This is a genomic window from Proteiniphilum acetatigenes DSM 18083, from assembly GCF_000380985.1.
Classification (GTDB): Bacteria; Bacteroidota; Bacteroidia; order Bacteroidales; family Dysgonomonadaceae; genus Proteiniphilum; species Proteiniphilum acetatigenes.
Genome location: NZ_KB905695.1, coordinates 183973 through 201100, shown reverse-complemented (window position 1 = coordinate 201100; position 17128 = coordinate 183973). Strand labels below are relative to the sequence as shown.

Here is a 17128-nt window from a genome sequence, read left to right as displayed (position 1 = left end):
ATGTTTAAGCATATCCTCACGATCATCAAAAACGAACGCAGGCAAAATATCGGTTTATGGATAGAGTTGCTGATTGTCGCCCTCTTCCTTTGGTATATTGTAGATAACGTGTATGTAACGCTGAATAATTACTACAAGCCATTAGGTTTCGATACGGAGCATACCTATATCATGCGCCTGGGATTATTAAATGAAAGCAGCTATGAGTATGTAAAAGATATATCCACTGAAACTGCTGTAGGATATCTATACACAGCGTTGGAACGCATCCAGCGGAATCCGATGATTGAAGCGGCAAGCATATCATTCCACTCCAGCCCTCATATCGGAAGTAACAGATCGCGAAATATCCACCGGGATACACTCAGTACGAAATATAGTGTACTGAACCGGACGGTCACACCCAACTTTTTCAGAGTATTCAAATACCAGGTGGAGAACGGGAGCACCGATGAACTGGTGCAAGCACTCGAACGCAATGAGTTGGTGATCTCACCCGGAGTGGCCAAAGAGCTCTTTCCCCACGATGAACCGCCAGTCGGGAAACAGGTATCCTTCGAGAAGAGTGACTCTGCTCAACTATACAGAGTGGGAGCTGTCTCCAGGGTAGTCCGGTATGACAATTTCTCCAATTGGAATTCTTATTTTGCACAACGTATAGACAATGACTTCCTCAAAACTTTCACCGGCGAATGGGTCGGCGGTCTGGAATTCTGCGTGCGGGTAACACCCGAAGAAGATCATGATTTTATCCGTCGTTTCCGGGAGAATATGACTCAACAATTGCGTCTCGGCAACTATTATCTGGGAGAAATACAATCAATACCCATCAATAAAAAAGCATTTCAGAAAGACGACATCAACGATCTGAAAATGAGGATGTTTATTGTCTTCTTTTTGCTGGTCAATATTTTCCTGGGGATTACCGGAATATTCTGGTTCAGGACACAACACCGACGGAGTGAAATTGGCCTGCGTGTTTCGCTGGGTGATACTCCCAAACAGGTACTGAGAAAATTTTACATCGAAGGCTTGCTACTACTCACAACGGCAATGGTTCCGACAATGATCGTGATCTATATACTCGGCAGAGAAGGGATATTTGCTACTTACCTTATGCATTTCACCCCCGGAAGGTATTTTATTGGCTTTGCCATTACATATATCCTTTTGATAATAATGATTGTTCTCGGCATACGAATTCCCGCCCTTAAAGCGGTAAAAGTACCGCCGGCAACAGCATTGCGGGATGAGTAGTATGATGATGTGCTAATTAATGTGCCAAAATGTGATGATTTTACGATTTGATAATTGGTAATTAGTAACTGGTAATTGGTAATTAAAATAAAAATGATCCGACAATATTTCAAACAGGCGTGGGAACTGATAAGGCAAAATAAACTCTTCAGTATTATTTACGTTGCCGGAACAGCGCTGGCGATTTCTATGGTAATGGTAATTGCCATCTTTTTCTATCTGAAAACAGGTAATATTTACCCCGAACTGGAACGAAACAGATTGTTATTCGTAAAGATGGCTCAAATAACCCCCAAAGACACTACCGAAAGGTCAAATGCAAGTGCATTCCTATCGTTACAGACAGTAAAAAACTGTTTTTACAATCTTCAATCGGCCGAAGTGGCAACGGCAACACTCTTTACCTATAAAGAGAACTATAAGGTACATACATTGGGGAGTACAATAGACAAAAAGGTATATGTAAAATATACAGATGCAAATTTCTGGAAGGTATTTCAATTTCGTTTTTTACAAGGTAAACCGTTTTCACAGGAAGAATTCGATTCTGCCATTCCATCCGTGGTAATCTCGGAAAGCCTTTCACAGCATCTTTTTCCCAATGGTCAGGCAATCGGAGAATATTTTATCATGAATGAAAAAGAGTACCATGTAAACGGTGTGGTTAAAGATGCATCTTACCTACTTTCGGAATCATTCGCCCATATCTGGCTACCTTATACACTGCACCCAAATCATACGGAAACTTTTGCTCAAGAAGGTATCCTGGGTTTTTTCTCAGTAGTCATTCTTATGAAAAATTCCGGCGATACCCGAAGAGTAAGTGAAGAAATCCATACCAGCCTACAACGATACAGCTCCAATCTTACACACAATATCGACTTATTGGGACAACCCGACAATGTTTTGGCAAGCTCTTTTCGTATGGGAAACAGTCCATTGGATATCAATGATATTCTTCAGAAATTCGTTTTCGTATTACTGATTTTTATGTTGGTGCCTGCAATTAACCTGTCGGGATTAAACAGTAGCCGTATGGAAAAGCGTTTGGCTGAAATGGGGGTACGCAAAGCCTTTGGTGCGCCAAATAGCACGCTGTTAAACCATATCCTTATCGAAAACTTCCTGCTCACACTTATCGGGGCGTTTGTCGGCTTGCTGATATCTTATCTACTGATAACGGTTTTCAGTGATATGTTGCTCAGTGGACTCTCTATCCTATCATCAGATATAGAGACTGTTACCGGAAGCACATCGGGTATAACCCCGGGAATGCTTATCAATTTCACAGTTTTTTCGCAGGCATTCGTGGCAGCACTCATTGTCAACACCTTATCAGCCATTATTCCGGCTTACCGGTTTACAAAAAAGAACATTACCGACTCATTAAGCGAGAACTACACAAATTGAAGTCTGAAAAATATGATACAACATATATTAAAACAAATCTGGACACAACGCCGCCGCAATGGCTGGATCTTCAGTGAATTATTATTAGTTTTCGTACTGTGCTGGTATATTGCGGATTATGCTTTTGTAATGGTACATAACCGGATGATCCCGAATGGATACGATATCACCGATACCTGGCAAATCGTATCTGGAAAGAATATAAATGACAGCACACGTTCCGATTTCGACCGTTTTCTTGATAAAGTCAAACGGTTTCCGGGAGTGCAACATATTTTTGCCACATCGGACTGGGGTGTTACCCCTTTCGGTGGCTCATATACCGGATATCAGATACAACGTGACTCAACATCCACAGGCTATAATGCACAGACCAAAAGAATTGGATCAAACAGTTATTTCGATGTATTTAATATTCATTCAATCAATACGAAACAACCGGCACGGTTATTTTTATCGGACTATAACACGGTCATGCTTACTCAAAACCTGGCAGAATCGTTATTCGGGGAAGAAAGCCCTATAGGCAAAACTGTCTATTTTCACAATAAGACATACCGGGTTACCGATGTAGTAGAAAACCAAAAACGGTTCGACTATTCTCAACCGGGCAATGTGATTTTTTATCCCGATGATCTGAACGAGATGTCATCTTCGGAAATATCTATCCGTACGGGCAGTAATTTTTCCCTGGAGCAATTTAAACGCGAAGTATCATCAGATATAAAATCTTATCGCGCTATACAACGAGCACAGGAGTTTGAGTGGGGAATTACCAAAGAGGTGCGGATAAGAAACGGTGTAATGATTTTCTTCCTGCTCAATATCGCACTGGGAGTTATCGGTACATTCTGGTTCCGTAATCAGACGCGGCGCAGCGAAATAGGGTTGCGCATGGCAATGGGGAGCAGCCACAGGCAAATTCAAATTCAGTATCTTATAGAAGCCTTATTGATATTGACACTAGCTACAATTCCTGCCGTCTTCATCAATATAGTTATTTTGCAGGCAGATCTTATTAAAACGTTGGGGCAGGAAGTAACCAACAGCGGCTATATTACGGCCAACAAATGGCTTCGCTTTCTGATAACAAACGGAATTACCTATATACTGCTTGCCACTATTGTGGCTTTCAGTGCATGGATCCCTGCCCGGCAGGCGTCGAAAGTACATCCGGTGGAAGCATTGAGGGATGAATAGCGGATATGGAACGGTGGAAAGTAGGAAGGAATGAAATCATATTTTTAGTGTAAAAAAACTGGTGGAATACACGCAACTAAAGCAGAGACTGTCCGAATTCGAACTCTGAGTGTTCGTTTTCGGACAGTCCCGTTTTCATTATACACTAACACACAGAAGGTTATATTTTTGGCACATACTTTGTCTATAGACAAACGAATTCGACACAACGAAAATCTTATGCAAAAAATAACTTTCATCACTTTACTTGTTTTATTCTCTCTGGCAACGGGGACGTCAGCACAGCAGGTGCTGACACTCTCCGAAGCCGTAGAAATGGCACGACGGCAATCAGTGGATGCAGCAGTAGCACTTAATGAATTAAAAACATCCTATTGGGAATATCGTACCTACCGGGCAGATCTGCTGCCCGAAGTGAATTTTTCCGCTACCCTCCCTGATTATCGCCGAAGCTATAATCTGTACCAGAGTGAAGACGGCACCTATAAATTTGTCAGAACCAATTCACTGGGTATAACAGGAGATGTCTCCATCGACCAGAATATCTGGCTGACAGGCGGGAAGTTGTCACTCAATACATCATTGCAATATATCGATCCGCTGAATACCAGCGGAGCCAACCGATACTATATGAGTGTACCGGTGGGAGTCACATACACCCAGCCTATCTTCGGTGTAAATAGCATGAAATGGAAACGGCGCATTGAACCCATCCGGTATAATGAAGCGAAAGCGGCTTACCTGGAAAATGTGGAGATCATCACACTCCGCACCATCACCTACTATTTCCAACTACTGCTGGCAAAAGAAAACCTACATATTGCCGAACAAAACAAGAAAAACGCCGACCGTATTTACGAGATTGCACAGGCACGCCGTAAAATGGGACAGATATCAGAAAACGAACTGCTGCAATTAGAACTTTCGGCCCTGAAAGCAGCATCAAATCTCACCAAAGAACAGTCGGCCCTCAACGGTGCGATGTTCCGCCTGCGGTCGTTTTTAGGATTAAGCGAAACCGATACCATCGATCCGGTTATCCCGGAAATGGTGCAATATCCCGTGATCAGTTATCACGAGGTACTGGAAAAAGCACAACAGAACAACCCGCTTGCACAAAATATCCGTCGCCGTCAGTTGGAAGCAGATTACGAAGTAGCGAAAGCCAAAGGGGCACAACGGGAGATAGATCTGTTCGCTTCAATAGGTTATACCGGACAGGATCAGGTACTCCGCGCAGCATATCAGAACCTGATGGATTATCAGGTAGTGCAGGTAGGAGTGAAGATTCCTATTCTGGATTGGGGAAAACGCAAAGGGCGCGTAAAAGTAGCGGAATCTAACCGCGATGTGATCGCCTCACGCCTCAAACAGGAACAGATGGATTTCAATCAGGATATTTTCCTGCTGGTGGAACAATACAATCACCAGACGGAACAGTTACGTATTGCCCGGGAAGCCGATGAGATTGCGCAAAAACGTTATAACACATCGGTCGAGTCATTCATGATCGGAAAAATCAACACACTCGACCTGAATGATGCACAACTCTCAAAAGACAATGCCCGCGCCAACTATGTCTCAGAAATGCACCTATACTGGTATTACCTCTATCAACTGCGGAGCCTTACATTATACGACTTTGAGAAAGGAGTAAATATGGATGCGGAGTTTGAACGACTGATAAGAGAATAAAAAATAGTAATTTTGCGCTTATGATGATCCTGATAATTGACGATGATGCGATTGTACGTTCTTCACTTTCATTACTGTTGAAACGTGCAGGTTATGAAACCGAAGCGCTAACTTCTCCCGAAGCGGCGCTGGAATTCATACGCCATACTCCACCCGATCTGATGCTTATGGATATGAATTTCTCATTGACGACCAAGGGTGAAGAGGGATTGGAATTGCTGCAGAAAGTCCAGGTTTTTTGTCCAAGGGTACCGGTAATACTGATCACGGCATGGGGATCTATCTCGCTAGCCGTGCGTGGAATGAAGGCCGGGGCTTTCGACTTTATCACCAAACCGTGGGATAACCGCCATCTGCTAAAATCGATAGAAACAGCACTCGAACTGAAAACGCGAAAAATGACCTCCGGCTCGCCACAAACCCGCCGCGAACTGGATAGTCAATACGATTTCTCTTCGATCATCGGTCAATCAAAGGCATTGGTCGATGTGCTCTCCACCGTAGCCCGTATCGCCGATACCAACGCATCGGTATTGATCACGGGAGAAAGCGGAACAGGTAAAGAGTTGATAGCAGAGGCAATTCACAAAAACAGCTCACGAAAAAAACAGCGATTCGTGAAAGTCAATCTGGGAGGTGTATCGCAAAGTCTTTTCGAAAGTGAGATGTTTGGACACCGCAAAGGGGCATTCACAGATGCACATGCCGACCGTACCGGACGCTTCGAACTGGCCGATAAGGGAACCATCTTTCTCGATGAGATCGGCGAACTCGACACCACCTGTCAGGTGAAACTTCTACGTGTATTACAGGACCAGACCTTCGAAGTGCTGGGCGACAGCAATCCCCGGAAAGTGGATGTGCGTGTGGTTAGCGCTACCAATGCCGATTTGCAGCAAATGGTGCGAGATAAGACCTTCAGGGAAGATCTCTTCTACCGCATCAACCTTATTCAAATCCATTTACCGGCTCTGCGTGAGCGTAAAGAGGACATCCCCTTGCTGGCACAATTTTTTGCCGACCGACAATCGACACAAAACAGGCTGCCATCAGTATCATTTACTCCCGAGGCATTCGAATTGCTCCAAATCTTGCCTTTCCCCGGAAATATCCGGGAGTTGAAGAACTTAGTGGAGCGTACCATACTTGTCAGTGGAAAGAGTCGTATTCAGGCAGATGATCTGCAAAACCAGACATCTATGCGGGAAATATCTCCGGCAGCCCACGGCACAATTCAGGGTATGACGTTAGACAATCTGGAAGCGCAGACCATCCGCAATGCTATCGAGCAACACAACGGTAATCTGTCAAAAGCCGCCCGTACATTGGGGATAAGCAGAACCGCCCTTTACCGGCGTATTGAGAAATACGGGTTGTGAAAATGATATAATGATTCGGAGATGTGATGGTGTGATGATTAAAAGATAGAGTGATTTAAATCTGAATTAGTAATCGACGTAGTCAATTAACAATAGGTGTAAGCCAAATCTTGATTCTTGATTCTTGAATTTAAAATATGAAATTGAGAGTATACTTCTATATCCTGGTATTTTTATTGCTGTTGATCTTCGGGTTCATACTCTACGAAAATCTGCATACATTGTCGTGGAAAACAGTAACCTTAGAAGGGCTCATCCTGGTGGCCTTGGTATATCTGGCTGTTTTCTACCGGAAAACGGTACGACCGCTGCAAATGATCAGTAGCGGAATGGATCTGCTCCGGGAGCAGGATTTCAGTTCCAGACTCCGTGAGGTGGGACAGTTTGAAGCCGACAGGGTGGTCGCCATTTTCAATAAGATGATGGCACAATTGAAGAACGAACGTCTCCAACTCAGGGAACAGAATGAATTTCTCGACCTGCTCATCTCCGCTTCACCCATGGGAGTCATCGTACTAAACTACGACCATCAGATCACCGACCTGAATCCTGCAGCGGTCAAACTACTGGATCTGGATAATGCAGATGAAATAAAAGGTAAAAAACTCACTGAAATAAAGGGATCGGTGCCGATCGACCTTTCGGAAATCCCTATGCATGAAACCCGTTCTATAGGTTTAAGTAACGGTACTGTATATAAATGTACGCTGGAATCGTTCGTCGACCGGGGATTCCCTCGTCCGTTCTATTTAATCGAGGGTCTCACCGAGGAGGTACGCCGGGCCGAGAAGAAAGCATACGAAAAAGTGATCCGTATGATATCGCATGAGGTGAACAATACCACTGCGGGGATCACCTCTACCCTCGATACTGTGATCGAGGAACTGGCGTCTCTTCCCGAAGCGCAGGATATGCGCCAGGCCATGCAAATTTGCGTGGAGAGGTGCTACGGGATGAGCCGCTTTATTACCAACTTCGCAGATGTGGTAAAGATTCCGAAAGCGGAGCGGGAACCTGTCGACCTGAACCGGTTAATCGGCAACCTGACGCGTTTTATGGAAGTGATGTGCCACAACAGGAATATTCAACTCACTTTTCAACCCGATGAAAACCTCCAACCGGTATTACTCGACACATCACTGTTTGAGCAGGTGTTGCTTAATATCATCAAGAACTCGGTAGAAAGTATTGAAGAAGGGGGAAAAATAGTCATCACCACAGGTTCGCAACCGCGAACACTGGTCGTGGCGGATAACGGCAAAGGAATCAGTAAGGAGATCGAGAAAAAGATATTTAATCCCTTCTTTTCCAGTAAACCCCAAGGACAAGGAATCGGGCTGCTTTTTATCCGCGAAGTACTTACCCAGCACGACTTCCAGTACTCTCTCCGCACTTATCCCGACGGATGGACACGATTTATCATCCGGTTCGATTAAAAAACTTCTAACATAAAATGTAAAACATAACAATGAATTTCAGCAGTTACTTATCTTGTACAATGAGGAAGATAATGATTGTTCTGTGCTTTTTGTTTATCCTTTGCGTTGTGAGTGTAGCCCAGAAATCTACCCAAACGATGCGTGGGATCATCTTAGATGCACAAACAAGAGAACCTCTGCCCTATGCAACCGTCTTGCTTCCGGAAAGCGGTAAGGGGACAACCTCAGATGCAGACGGTAATTTCACGCTAGAGAATATTGATGTCGGCCGCTATAATATACAGTTCGGGTTTGTGGGATATAAACCGTTAATAATTCCAGATATATTAGTAGGTTCCGGGAAAGAAGTACTCCTTGAAGTACTCCTCGAACAGCTAACCACTGAACTGGAAGGAGTAGTCATCACACCTACTATCAGCAAAGACCGTCCCATCAATAGCATGGCATCCGTGAGTGCACGCACCCTATTGGTAGAAGAGTCATCGCGTTATGCCGGTAGCTTCGACGATCCCGGGCGGATGGCAGCCAATTTCGCGGGTGTAGCATCGGCAGGAGTGGCAGTAAACGCAATAGTCGTACGTGGAAACAGCCCCAAAGGTGTGTTATGGAGAATTGAAGGCATCGATGTGCCGGTTCCGAGCCATTTTGCAGGTTCAAACGTGGCCGGAGGAGGTGGTATTACCATGTTCAGCAGTCGGCTACTGGCGAACTCCGACTTTTATACCGGAGCTTTTCCTGCCGAATTTGCCAATGCCGGTGCCGGCGTATTCGACATGAAACTAAGGAACGGGAATAACCATAAAGCAGAGTTCGGTCTGCAGGCGGGAATACATGGTGTGGAAGCAGCTGCCGAAGGGCCTCTGGCTAAAGGATATAACAGTTCTTACCTCTTCAACTACCGGTACTCTACCCTGGCTTTGATTTTCCCTTTACTGCCCGAAATGAAAAATTCAGACGAGCTGCCTGTTTATCAGGACCTCTCGTTTAAATTGAATCTTCCTGCCGGGAGAGCCGGCAACTTCTCGGTATGGGGTATCGGCGGGTTAAGCAGCAGCCGGATGAGAGGAACCAACGACACTCTGAATTGGATATACCCCGAAAACAGGATAAAGATGGACTTTTATTACAACATGGGAGTAACCGGTATCAGCCATTCCAAAACCCTGAAATCAAAAACACTTATCAACTCCGGCCTGGCCTTAAGTGTATTCACTACAGGCTATAGGGAAGCGGGCCGGCTCTCATCCGATACTCCTGATATATTTACCGATCTGTTCGAAGTACGTTCCCTTAACAAAAGATTAAATTATTACACACGTATAAACCATGTCCTTAGCAGCAAAATCATATTACGTGGCGGTATAAATATCGGTGCAGAAAGATTCGACCTCACCGGCGACGCCCTGAATTATTCTTCCGGCCATAAAGAACAGACCATGCAGGGTGAGGGTAATTCTCTTTTGGTGAATACGCATCTCCAGTCAAAGTGGCACGTCAATAACCTCTTTTTTGTTACCGGAGGTTTTAACCTGTCGTGGTTCAACCTCAATAACGAAACCAAAATTGAACCCCGTTTATCTGCATCCTACCAAATAACACCCAAGCAAATGATTTCGCTGGGCTATGGATTGCATCATCAGACCGAACAGCTTTCCATATATTATGTAAGCAAGTACGATTCCGTGCAATACAGACATTATTATCCGAATAAAAAACTGAAGAGGTATGGTGCTCACCACCTGGTGTTGTCGTACGATTACAAGGTCACCTCCAATATCAGGCTGAAAATAGAACCTTATTTGCAAAAACTGTATAATGTCCCTGTTGTGGACGGCACAGCCTACTCGATGATTAATTTCCTTAGTGACTGGACGTTTAACAGGGAACTGGTCAACAAGGGAAAAGGAACGAACTATGGAGTTGACGTTACTGTCGAAAGATTTCTCGATAAAGGGTACTATCTTTTATCGACCCTCTCGCTCTATAAATCGGACTACACAGGCGGTGACGATCTGAAATACAGGTCGCGGTTCGACGGCGGTTACGTGTTTAATTTACTCGGTGGAAAAGAGTTCACAATAAAGGGAAAGAATAATCTGGGACTCAACCTGAAACTGACATTAATGGGACCTTATCTGTCCCAACCCGTAAATACCAAAGCAAGCCTGTTAGCTCAGGATATTATTTATGACAGTAACAGCCCTTTTGTTTATCGCAATTCATCCGTGGAATACATGAGTGATGTCACCTTTTCGTATAGCATAAATAACGTGAAGACAGCATCTATTTTTGTTGTACAGCTCAAAAATTTCATGGGTAGACAATACCAGGGTAAAAAGTTTAATCTGAGAACTCAACAAATTGAGGACGACTATTTCAGCAGCATCGTACCTTTTGTCAGCTATAAGTTCGAATTTTAAGATAAGACTGGCATACCGGAAAAGAATTGTTTCATACGTGCTTACACTTATATCAAGAACCGCAGCAAAAGCGAAAAAAGGTGGAAGGCAAATGGGTAGAAGTCACCCCTACCGGGAATTACAGTATAGTGAAAGATTGGTAATTGAATTCAAACGGCAAGGGTATCGAGCATCTTATTGAGGTTAAGGCTGCGGGCCGAAGCGTCGAATATTTTGCGGTATTCTCCGTTCAGTTTATAGAGCGATTCATGTGATCCGGTTTCTACTAATCGTCCGTCCTTTAACACATGGATCACGTCGGCATCGATGATCTGCGATAGCGAGTGTGAAATAATCACCACGGTACGTCCCTCCTTAATGGCATCGAGGCTCATTTTAATATGCTCTGTAGCTATCGCATCAAGACTGGCAGTAGGTTCATCGAGAAAGATTACGGGTGGATTCTTCAGGAACAGCCGGGCAATGGCAATTCGTTGCTGTTGACCGCCGCTCAGATTAAAAGCATCGGTATCGTAACCCTCCGGAAGTAAAAGTACCTGTTCATGAAGGAAAGCCCTTTTCGAAGCTTCGATCACCTCTTCCCGTGTAGCGTCGAGTTTCCCGTAAAGGATATTGTCGTAGATTGTTCCTTTAAAGATATGATTCTTTTGCAGTACCAGACCTATATTGTTCCGCAACGAACCATTCTCATAGTCTTCCAGGTCGATCCCGTCCAACAGGATATTTCCACTATCGGGTTTATAAAATTTACAGAGAAGATTGATGAGTGTGCTCTTACCGGCACCGCTCAATCCTACGATGGCAGTAGTCTTTCCTTTTTCAAGGAAGAGATTTATATCCGAAAGCGCCTGCTTTCCGTTAGGATAGGTGAAGGTGACATCACGCACTTCAAACTGCCCCTGCACATTCCCGGCCCTGATGTCACCTCCGGCTTCCACTGCATCTTCGTTGGCAAGCACTTCAAAAAAACCGTCGGCATAGATCAGGGCGTCGTTGACCTGATCGTAGATACGATGTAACTGGCTAATAGGCGCCGATACGTTGCGAAAGAGCATGATATGCATCATAATGGCGCCGATTCCCATCTGCCCGTCGAGCACAAGGAACACAGTCAGGATGATGATAAGCACCACCCCGATCTGCTGGATAAACGATTTCAGGCTCTCATATACATAACTTGTCCGACGGGTCTGTAACTGATTGTTCAGCATTTCCATCTGCACATCATATTGTTTTTTCCCCTCCGGTTCTTCCCGTACAAAACTTTTGATCACCGTGATAGAGTCGATGATATTGATAAGTCCATGGTTTTTACGTTCACGTTGTCCACGCAACTGGATACGCCATCCTTTCAGGCGGCCTGCCTGTTTCTGGCTTACGTAGAAATAGGCCGGCATGATGATCGTTGCCAGCAAACCCACATAAAGATTGGCGTTATACATCACCACAAGAGCGATAATGGCGGTAGAGAACAAGGGTAATATATCGAGGAAGAAGTTTTGCACTAATCCGATAAGGCTCTCTATCCCCCTGTTGATACGTGTTTGTAGCAATCCGGTCTGATTCCCGGGCTCGGAAAAAAAAGACATTTTATAACTTAGAATCCTCTCTACCGACGCTTGCGAGAGATCACTCCCCACTTTAATGCGGATTTTTTCCCCGAAATATTTTTGTCCGAACTGAATACCGATATTCAACAGCTCATTGGCTAACATAATGGCTGAAATGATCAACAGCAGCCGGACCCCGTTCTCAAACGGATCGGGGTGCCTGAGTAACTCCTCCACACGGGTGATCGTTTCATTCACCAGGAGCGGATTTACCTGGGCTGCAAATGATCCGATCAGTGTGAGGAAAAGAGTTCCTGCGATCATCCTCCTATAAGGTTTCACAAAAGGAACCAGATTCCGGAAAAGGGCTCTAAAAGATTGAGTGTAAGTTTCTTTATTAATCATTGGCAGTTGGACTTTACAAACCGCAAAGGGTTTAAATCATCTTAATCATAATTCAAATTGAGTAGCATAGCAATTCTTTTAAGAATAATTTGTTACCTTTGGAACCAAAATACTTTCAATTACATTAGTCGTCTTCTTGCTATGGCAAAGTTCAAACAAGTTTGACTTTGCTCATTTAGCTTAACGAAAACGTTCAATAAATTTAGACTATTTCTTTCTGAAATAGTTTTTTCACCATCTCGATTTCACAGCAATATGAAGAATGAACAAAAAAACAACGTATTACTCTCTCTCGCGCAGCTATTGGAGTTAAACAGAGAGAAGATTATGAAGGTCAACGAGGCCGATATAAGTGCATTTCCCGATATGGACGACTCCATGCTGGACCGGCTTAAAGTAGATGAAAAGAAGATCAACGGAATGATCCGTTCATTGGAAGAAGTCGCTTCACAACCCGATCCGGAAGGAAAAACCCTCTATGAATTCGTTCGGGAAGACAGACTGCGTGTTGTCAATCAGACGGTACCGTTCGGAACCATCCTGATCATTTACGAATCGCGCCCGGACGTTACCATCGAAGCGGCGGCAACTGCTTTCAAGGCCGGTAACCATATTTTGCTGAAAGGAGGGAAAGAAGCGCGCCAGACCAATCTATTACTCACCGAGCTGTGGCAACAGGCACTCACCGGGCAAAATGCCAGCACGGACTACATACAGTATCTCGATCTATCCCGCGAAGAGACACAACGCCTCATCAGGGAAAACAGTCACCGGGTGGATCTCATTATTCCCCGCGGTGGAGAAGGGTTGATCCGGTTCGTGCAGGAGAACGCTTCGGTACCGGTCATTGTGAGCGGCAGGGGCAATAATTTTCTCTATGTGGATGATAACTCCGATTTCGCAATGGCTGTCCGGTTGGTAGTGAACGGGAAAAAGCGTATCAGCGTATGCAACGCCATAGACAAAGTGTTGCTTCACAAAGATATCGATGAATTGGAAGAAAAACTGTCTAATCTGGTGACAAACCTTACAGAAAAAGGTATCGAGGTGTGGGGAAACAAAGAAATAGCCTCTCTCTGTAACAGTATTAAGGTAGAAAACAATGCAGCCACGCTTTGCGAAGAATATCTGGCGCCAAAACTATATATATCTCTCGTAGACGGGATACAGGATGCCATCAATATGATCAACTACTACTCCGGTGGACATACGGCGGTGATAGTCACTAATGATGCCACAAAAGCCGTTGAATTTATGCAACAGGTAGATTGTGCCGCAGTCTATCACAATGCTTCATCGCGTTTTACCGACGGGGGACAGTTCGGCGTTGGGGCGGAGATCGCCATTAGTACCCAGAAGTTGCACTTCCGTGGCCCATTGGGTGCGCAGGAGTTGGTCACTAACAAGTGGTTTGTGTATGGGAACGGGCATATAAGGGAGTAGAAAAACGTGAATTCTCTCAGGAGCGAGAGCAGAAGCAAACACGTTTGTTTTATGCCGGGAGACGACAGAAAATCTACGGAGTAAAAAGTAAAAAAATAAAAACTAAAAGTGAAATCTGCGAGTAAATAGGATGAAAAAAAAACTGATCATAAAAATCGGCACCTCTACGCTTACGGCAGGGACGAACCGGATATCATTTGCTGTAATCGAAAGCCTGGCACGACAGATCGTAGAACTGAAAAAAGATTATGATATCGTAATCGTTTCATCAGGGGCAATTGCTACCGCAAGACAATTTGTAGAAATCAATGGTTTTAACAAGCGGGTCGACTCAAAACAGGCCCTGGCTGCTATCGGACAGACCAAACTGATGGAGTTGTACGACAATATTTTCAGCACATTCGGACTGAATATCGCCCAGATATTACTGACCTATCGTGATTTTGAAAATCCGGTAGCTAACGAGAATACCCGAAACACCATCAAACGCCTCTGGCAAGTCGATTATATTCCTATTGTCAATGAGAACGATACCGTCTCCATCGAAGAGATCGTGTTGGGCGACAACGATAAACTCTCAGCTTTGGTCGCAGCAATCACTGAAGCGGATCTACTCATCCTTGTCTCCGATATCGATGGCATTTTCGACCGGAATCCTCATTTGCATGCCGATGCACAATTGATTGCCGAAGTATCCGATCTGAATTCCATCAAAGAATACATCGAAGAGAAAGAATCATTACTCGGTACCGGCGGTATGTCTTCCAAAGTACATGCTGCAGAAATATGTATGCTGCACAGTGTGGAGATGTGGATTGTGAATGGCCAGCGTGCCAATTATATCATCAACGCCATGGGCAACCGCATCCCCTTCACCAAGTTTGGTAAATAAGGTGGGAAAGTGGGAAAGTGGGAAGGTTGATGATGATACTTTTAGTTTTTAACTTTTAGATTTTAGTTTATTAATGAGCGTAAAACATGGTTTTATAGGCTTCGGCAATCTGGCCAAAGCAGTTTATCAGGGTTTAAAAGAGGAAGAAGGGATTGAGTTCTCCTATTACGCCAGAAGCCGGAGAGAAATAGATATACCCTATTATGAAAGGATGGATGATCTGGTTGCCTTTGCAGATGTGATCTGGCTGATGGTAAAGCCACAGGATTTGTCCGCTGTGCTGGAAACACTGAAACCACTCAACCGGGTAAGAAAGACCATCGTTTCACCCGTTGCCGGCAGAAATATAGCTTTCATTGAACGTTATCTGGGTAAAGAGCAACTGATCGTACGCATCATGCCCAATCTGGCAATGGCTTACCGTAAATCGGTGACTGCTTTCGCCACCAATCAGCCCGGAAACCGGAATGCAACAGAAATTTTCAACCTGCTGAAAAAATTAGGGAAAGCTGTACAATTGGAAGAGAGCGGCTTCGACTTGTTCACCGCAGTCTTCGGAAGTGGCCCCGCTTTTATCCTCTCTTTTATCCAGATTTTCAAGGAGAAAATGCAGGAGTTCAATCTTCCCGGAGCGCTTCTCGACGAACTCCTGTTAGAACTTACACAGGGGACTACCCTCTATTTTAGCCAGAACCAGAAAAACCACAGTATCGAGCAGTTGATACAAAATATCACCAGCAAAGGAGGTACGACCCAGGCCGGCCTGGATTACTTCCGCACACACGAAATAGGTAAACACTTCGAAGGGATACTTGATGCCGCCAAAAACAGATCTGTGGAGATGGCTAAGAACGGAGATTGAGAGATGAAAAAGGCAGAGACACAACATGATATCATGAATAGACTCTCTTCTCCTTCCTTGAAAAAGGAAGATATTGTTCCCATCTTGAAAATGGGCACGAGAGAAGAGATGAACATCCTCCAATCCCTGGCAATGAAAATCAAACAGGAGAGGGTTGGCCGGATAGTCTATTTCCGTGGGCTTGTGGAATTTTCAAACCTATGCCGCAAAAACTGCTTTTATTGTGGATTGAGAAAAGAAAACAAAGGGGTGAACCGTTTCCGCCTTAGCGAAGAGGAGATTCTCCATGCAGCCGCCTTTGCACATGAAAAACGCTACGGTTCGTTAGTGCTCCAGTCCGGCGAAAATCAAAGCGAGGAACATATCGATTTTATTTGCAGGGTCGTGGAGCAAATCAAGTCAAAGTACGATCTTGGAATCACCTTATCCTGCGGAGAGCAGAGTGAGGATACTTACCGTCGCTTTTTCGAAAGCGGAGCACACCGCTATCTCCTTCGCATAGAGACTTCTTCACCGGAACTATACGGAAAATGGCATCCCGAGGACGGAAAACACAGGTTTGAGACACGTCTCAATTGTCTAAAATCATTGAAAAAAGTCGGTTTTCAAGTGGGTTCCGGAAGTATGATAGGTGTACCCTACCAGACGTATGAGGATATTGCGGGTGATATTCTTTTCCTACGGGACATGGAAGTGGACATGATGGGAATTGGCCCTTTCATCGAACATTCGGGGACCCCGTTCTACCGGAGCGAAGCTTATTCCATCCCACGGGAAGAACGGCTGAAGGTCACGCTGACGATGATAGCCGTTTTGAGAATATTGCTAAAGGATGTAAACATTGCCTCCACCACAGCCATGCAGGCGTTGGACAAATTCGGCCGGGAAAAGGGATTACTGTTCGGAGCCAATGTGATTATGCCGAACCTCACCCCTACCATCCGAAGGAAAGACTACCTCCTTTACGAGAACAAACCTTGTCTCGACGAAGATGCTTTCCTATGCAATAATTGTCTCGAGGCGCGTATAGCCAGTGTGGGAGAGACAATAGGATACGGACAATGGGGAGATCCACTACATTTTTTTCGTCGGATTAATCACTCTTCTTCACCATCTTAAAATTTGACTACGTCTATTTTGGCTCCGCCGAACATTGTTTCAATTCAAATTACCTAA

At 44.6% G+C, this 17128-nt stretch carries 12 protein-coding genes; 11 read left to right on the top strand and 1 reads right to left on the bottom strand.

Going from position 1 to position 17128, the window contains the following annotated elements:
• From F597_RS0107280 to F597_RS0107250, 7 genes are all read left to right on the top strand, one after another.
• Positions 1-1257 carry an ABC transporter permease gene (locus tag F597_RS0107280; protein ID WP_019539071.1) on the top strand — a complete coding sequence of 419 codons (1257 nt, stop codon included), beginning with the start codon at positions 1-3 and terminating at the stop codon, positions 1255-1257.
• A 93-nt stretch (positions 1258-1350) separates the two neighbouring features.
• On the top strand, positions 1351-2667 hold the full coding sequence (locus F597_RS0107275; RefSeq protein ID WP_019539070.1) for an ABC transporter permease: 1317 nt from the start codon (positions 1351-1353) through the stop codon (positions 2665-2667).
• Positions 2668-2679: 12 nt separating this feature from the next.
• On the top strand, positions 2680-3867 hold the full coding sequence (locus tag F597_RS0107270) for an ABC transporter permease (protein WP_019539069.1): 1188 nt from the start codon (positions 2680-2682) through the stop codon (positions 3865-3867).
• Between the two features lie 219 nt (positions 3868-4086).
• The gene (locus F597_RS0107265; RefSeq protein ID WP_019539068.1) at positions 4087-5562 is read left to right on the top strand and encodes a TolC family protein; all 1476 of its coding nucleotides are present in this window, start codon (positions 4087-4089) and stop codon (positions 5560-5562) included.
• 23 nt (positions 5563-5585) lie between these two features.
• Complete coding sequence (locus F597_RS0107260) at positions 5586-6941, top strand: sigma-54-dependent transcriptional regulator (protein WP_026327231.1); 1356 nt, start codon at positions 5586-5588, stop codon at positions 6939-6941.
• 137 nt (positions 6942-7078) lie between these two features.
• Positions 7079-8377, top strand: a complete 1299-nt coding sequence (locus F597_RS0107255; RefSeq protein WP_019539066.1) for a sensor histidine kinase — start codon at positions 7079-7081, stop codon at positions 8375-8377.
• A 74-nt stretch (positions 8378-8451) separates the two neighbouring features.
• Positions 8452-10800 carry a TonB-dependent receptor gene (locus F597_RS0107250; protein WP_169337966.1) on the top strand — a complete coding sequence of 783 codons (2349 nt, stop codon included), beginning with the start codon at positions 8452-8454 and terminating at the stop codon, positions 10798-10800.
• A 149-nt stretch (positions 10801-10949) separates the two neighbouring features.
• Here the strand turns inward: F597_RS0107250 and F597_RS0107245 are convergent, their stop codons facing one another.
• On the bottom strand, positions 10950-12755 hold the full coding sequence (locus F597_RS0107245) for an ABC transporter ATP-binding protein (RefSeq protein WP_019539064.1): 1806 nt from the start codon (positions 12753-12755) through the stop codon (positions 10950-10952).
• Positions 12756-13010: 255 nt separating this feature from the next.
• Here F597_RS0107245 and F597_RS0107240 point away from each other — a divergent pair, with 255 nt between their 5' ends.
• The 4 genes from F597_RS0107240 to hydE all read left to right on the top strand — a co-directional run bounded on the left by F597_RS0107240 (position 13011) and on the right by hydE (position 17071).
• Positions 13011-14198: a glutamate-5-semialdehyde dehydrogenase gene (locus tag F597_RS0107240; protein WP_019539063.1), complete on the top strand. Its 1188-nt coding sequence runs from the start codon at positions 13011-13013 to the stop codon at positions 14196-14198.
• Between the two features lie 130 nt (positions 14199-14328).
• On the top strand, positions 14329-15090 hold the full coding sequence (proB, locus tag F597_RS0107235) for a glutamate 5-kinase (RefSeq protein WP_019539062.1): 762 nt from the start codon (positions 14329-14331) through the stop codon (positions 15088-15090).
• Between the two features lie 73 nt (positions 15091-15163).
• Complete coding sequence (locus tag F597_RS0107230) at positions 15164-15952, top strand: pyrroline-5-carboxylate reductase family protein (RefSeq protein WP_019539061.1); 789 nt, start codon at positions 15164-15166, stop codon at positions 15950-15952.
• Between the two features lie 3 nt (positions 15953-15955).
• Positions 15956-17071, top strand: a complete 1116-nt coding sequence (gene hydE / locus F597_RS0107225) for a [FeFe] hydrogenase H-cluster radical SAM maturase HydE (protein WP_221406097.1) — start codon at positions 15956-15958, stop codon at positions 17069-17071.
• Positions 17072-17128 lie beyond the last annotated feature (57 nt).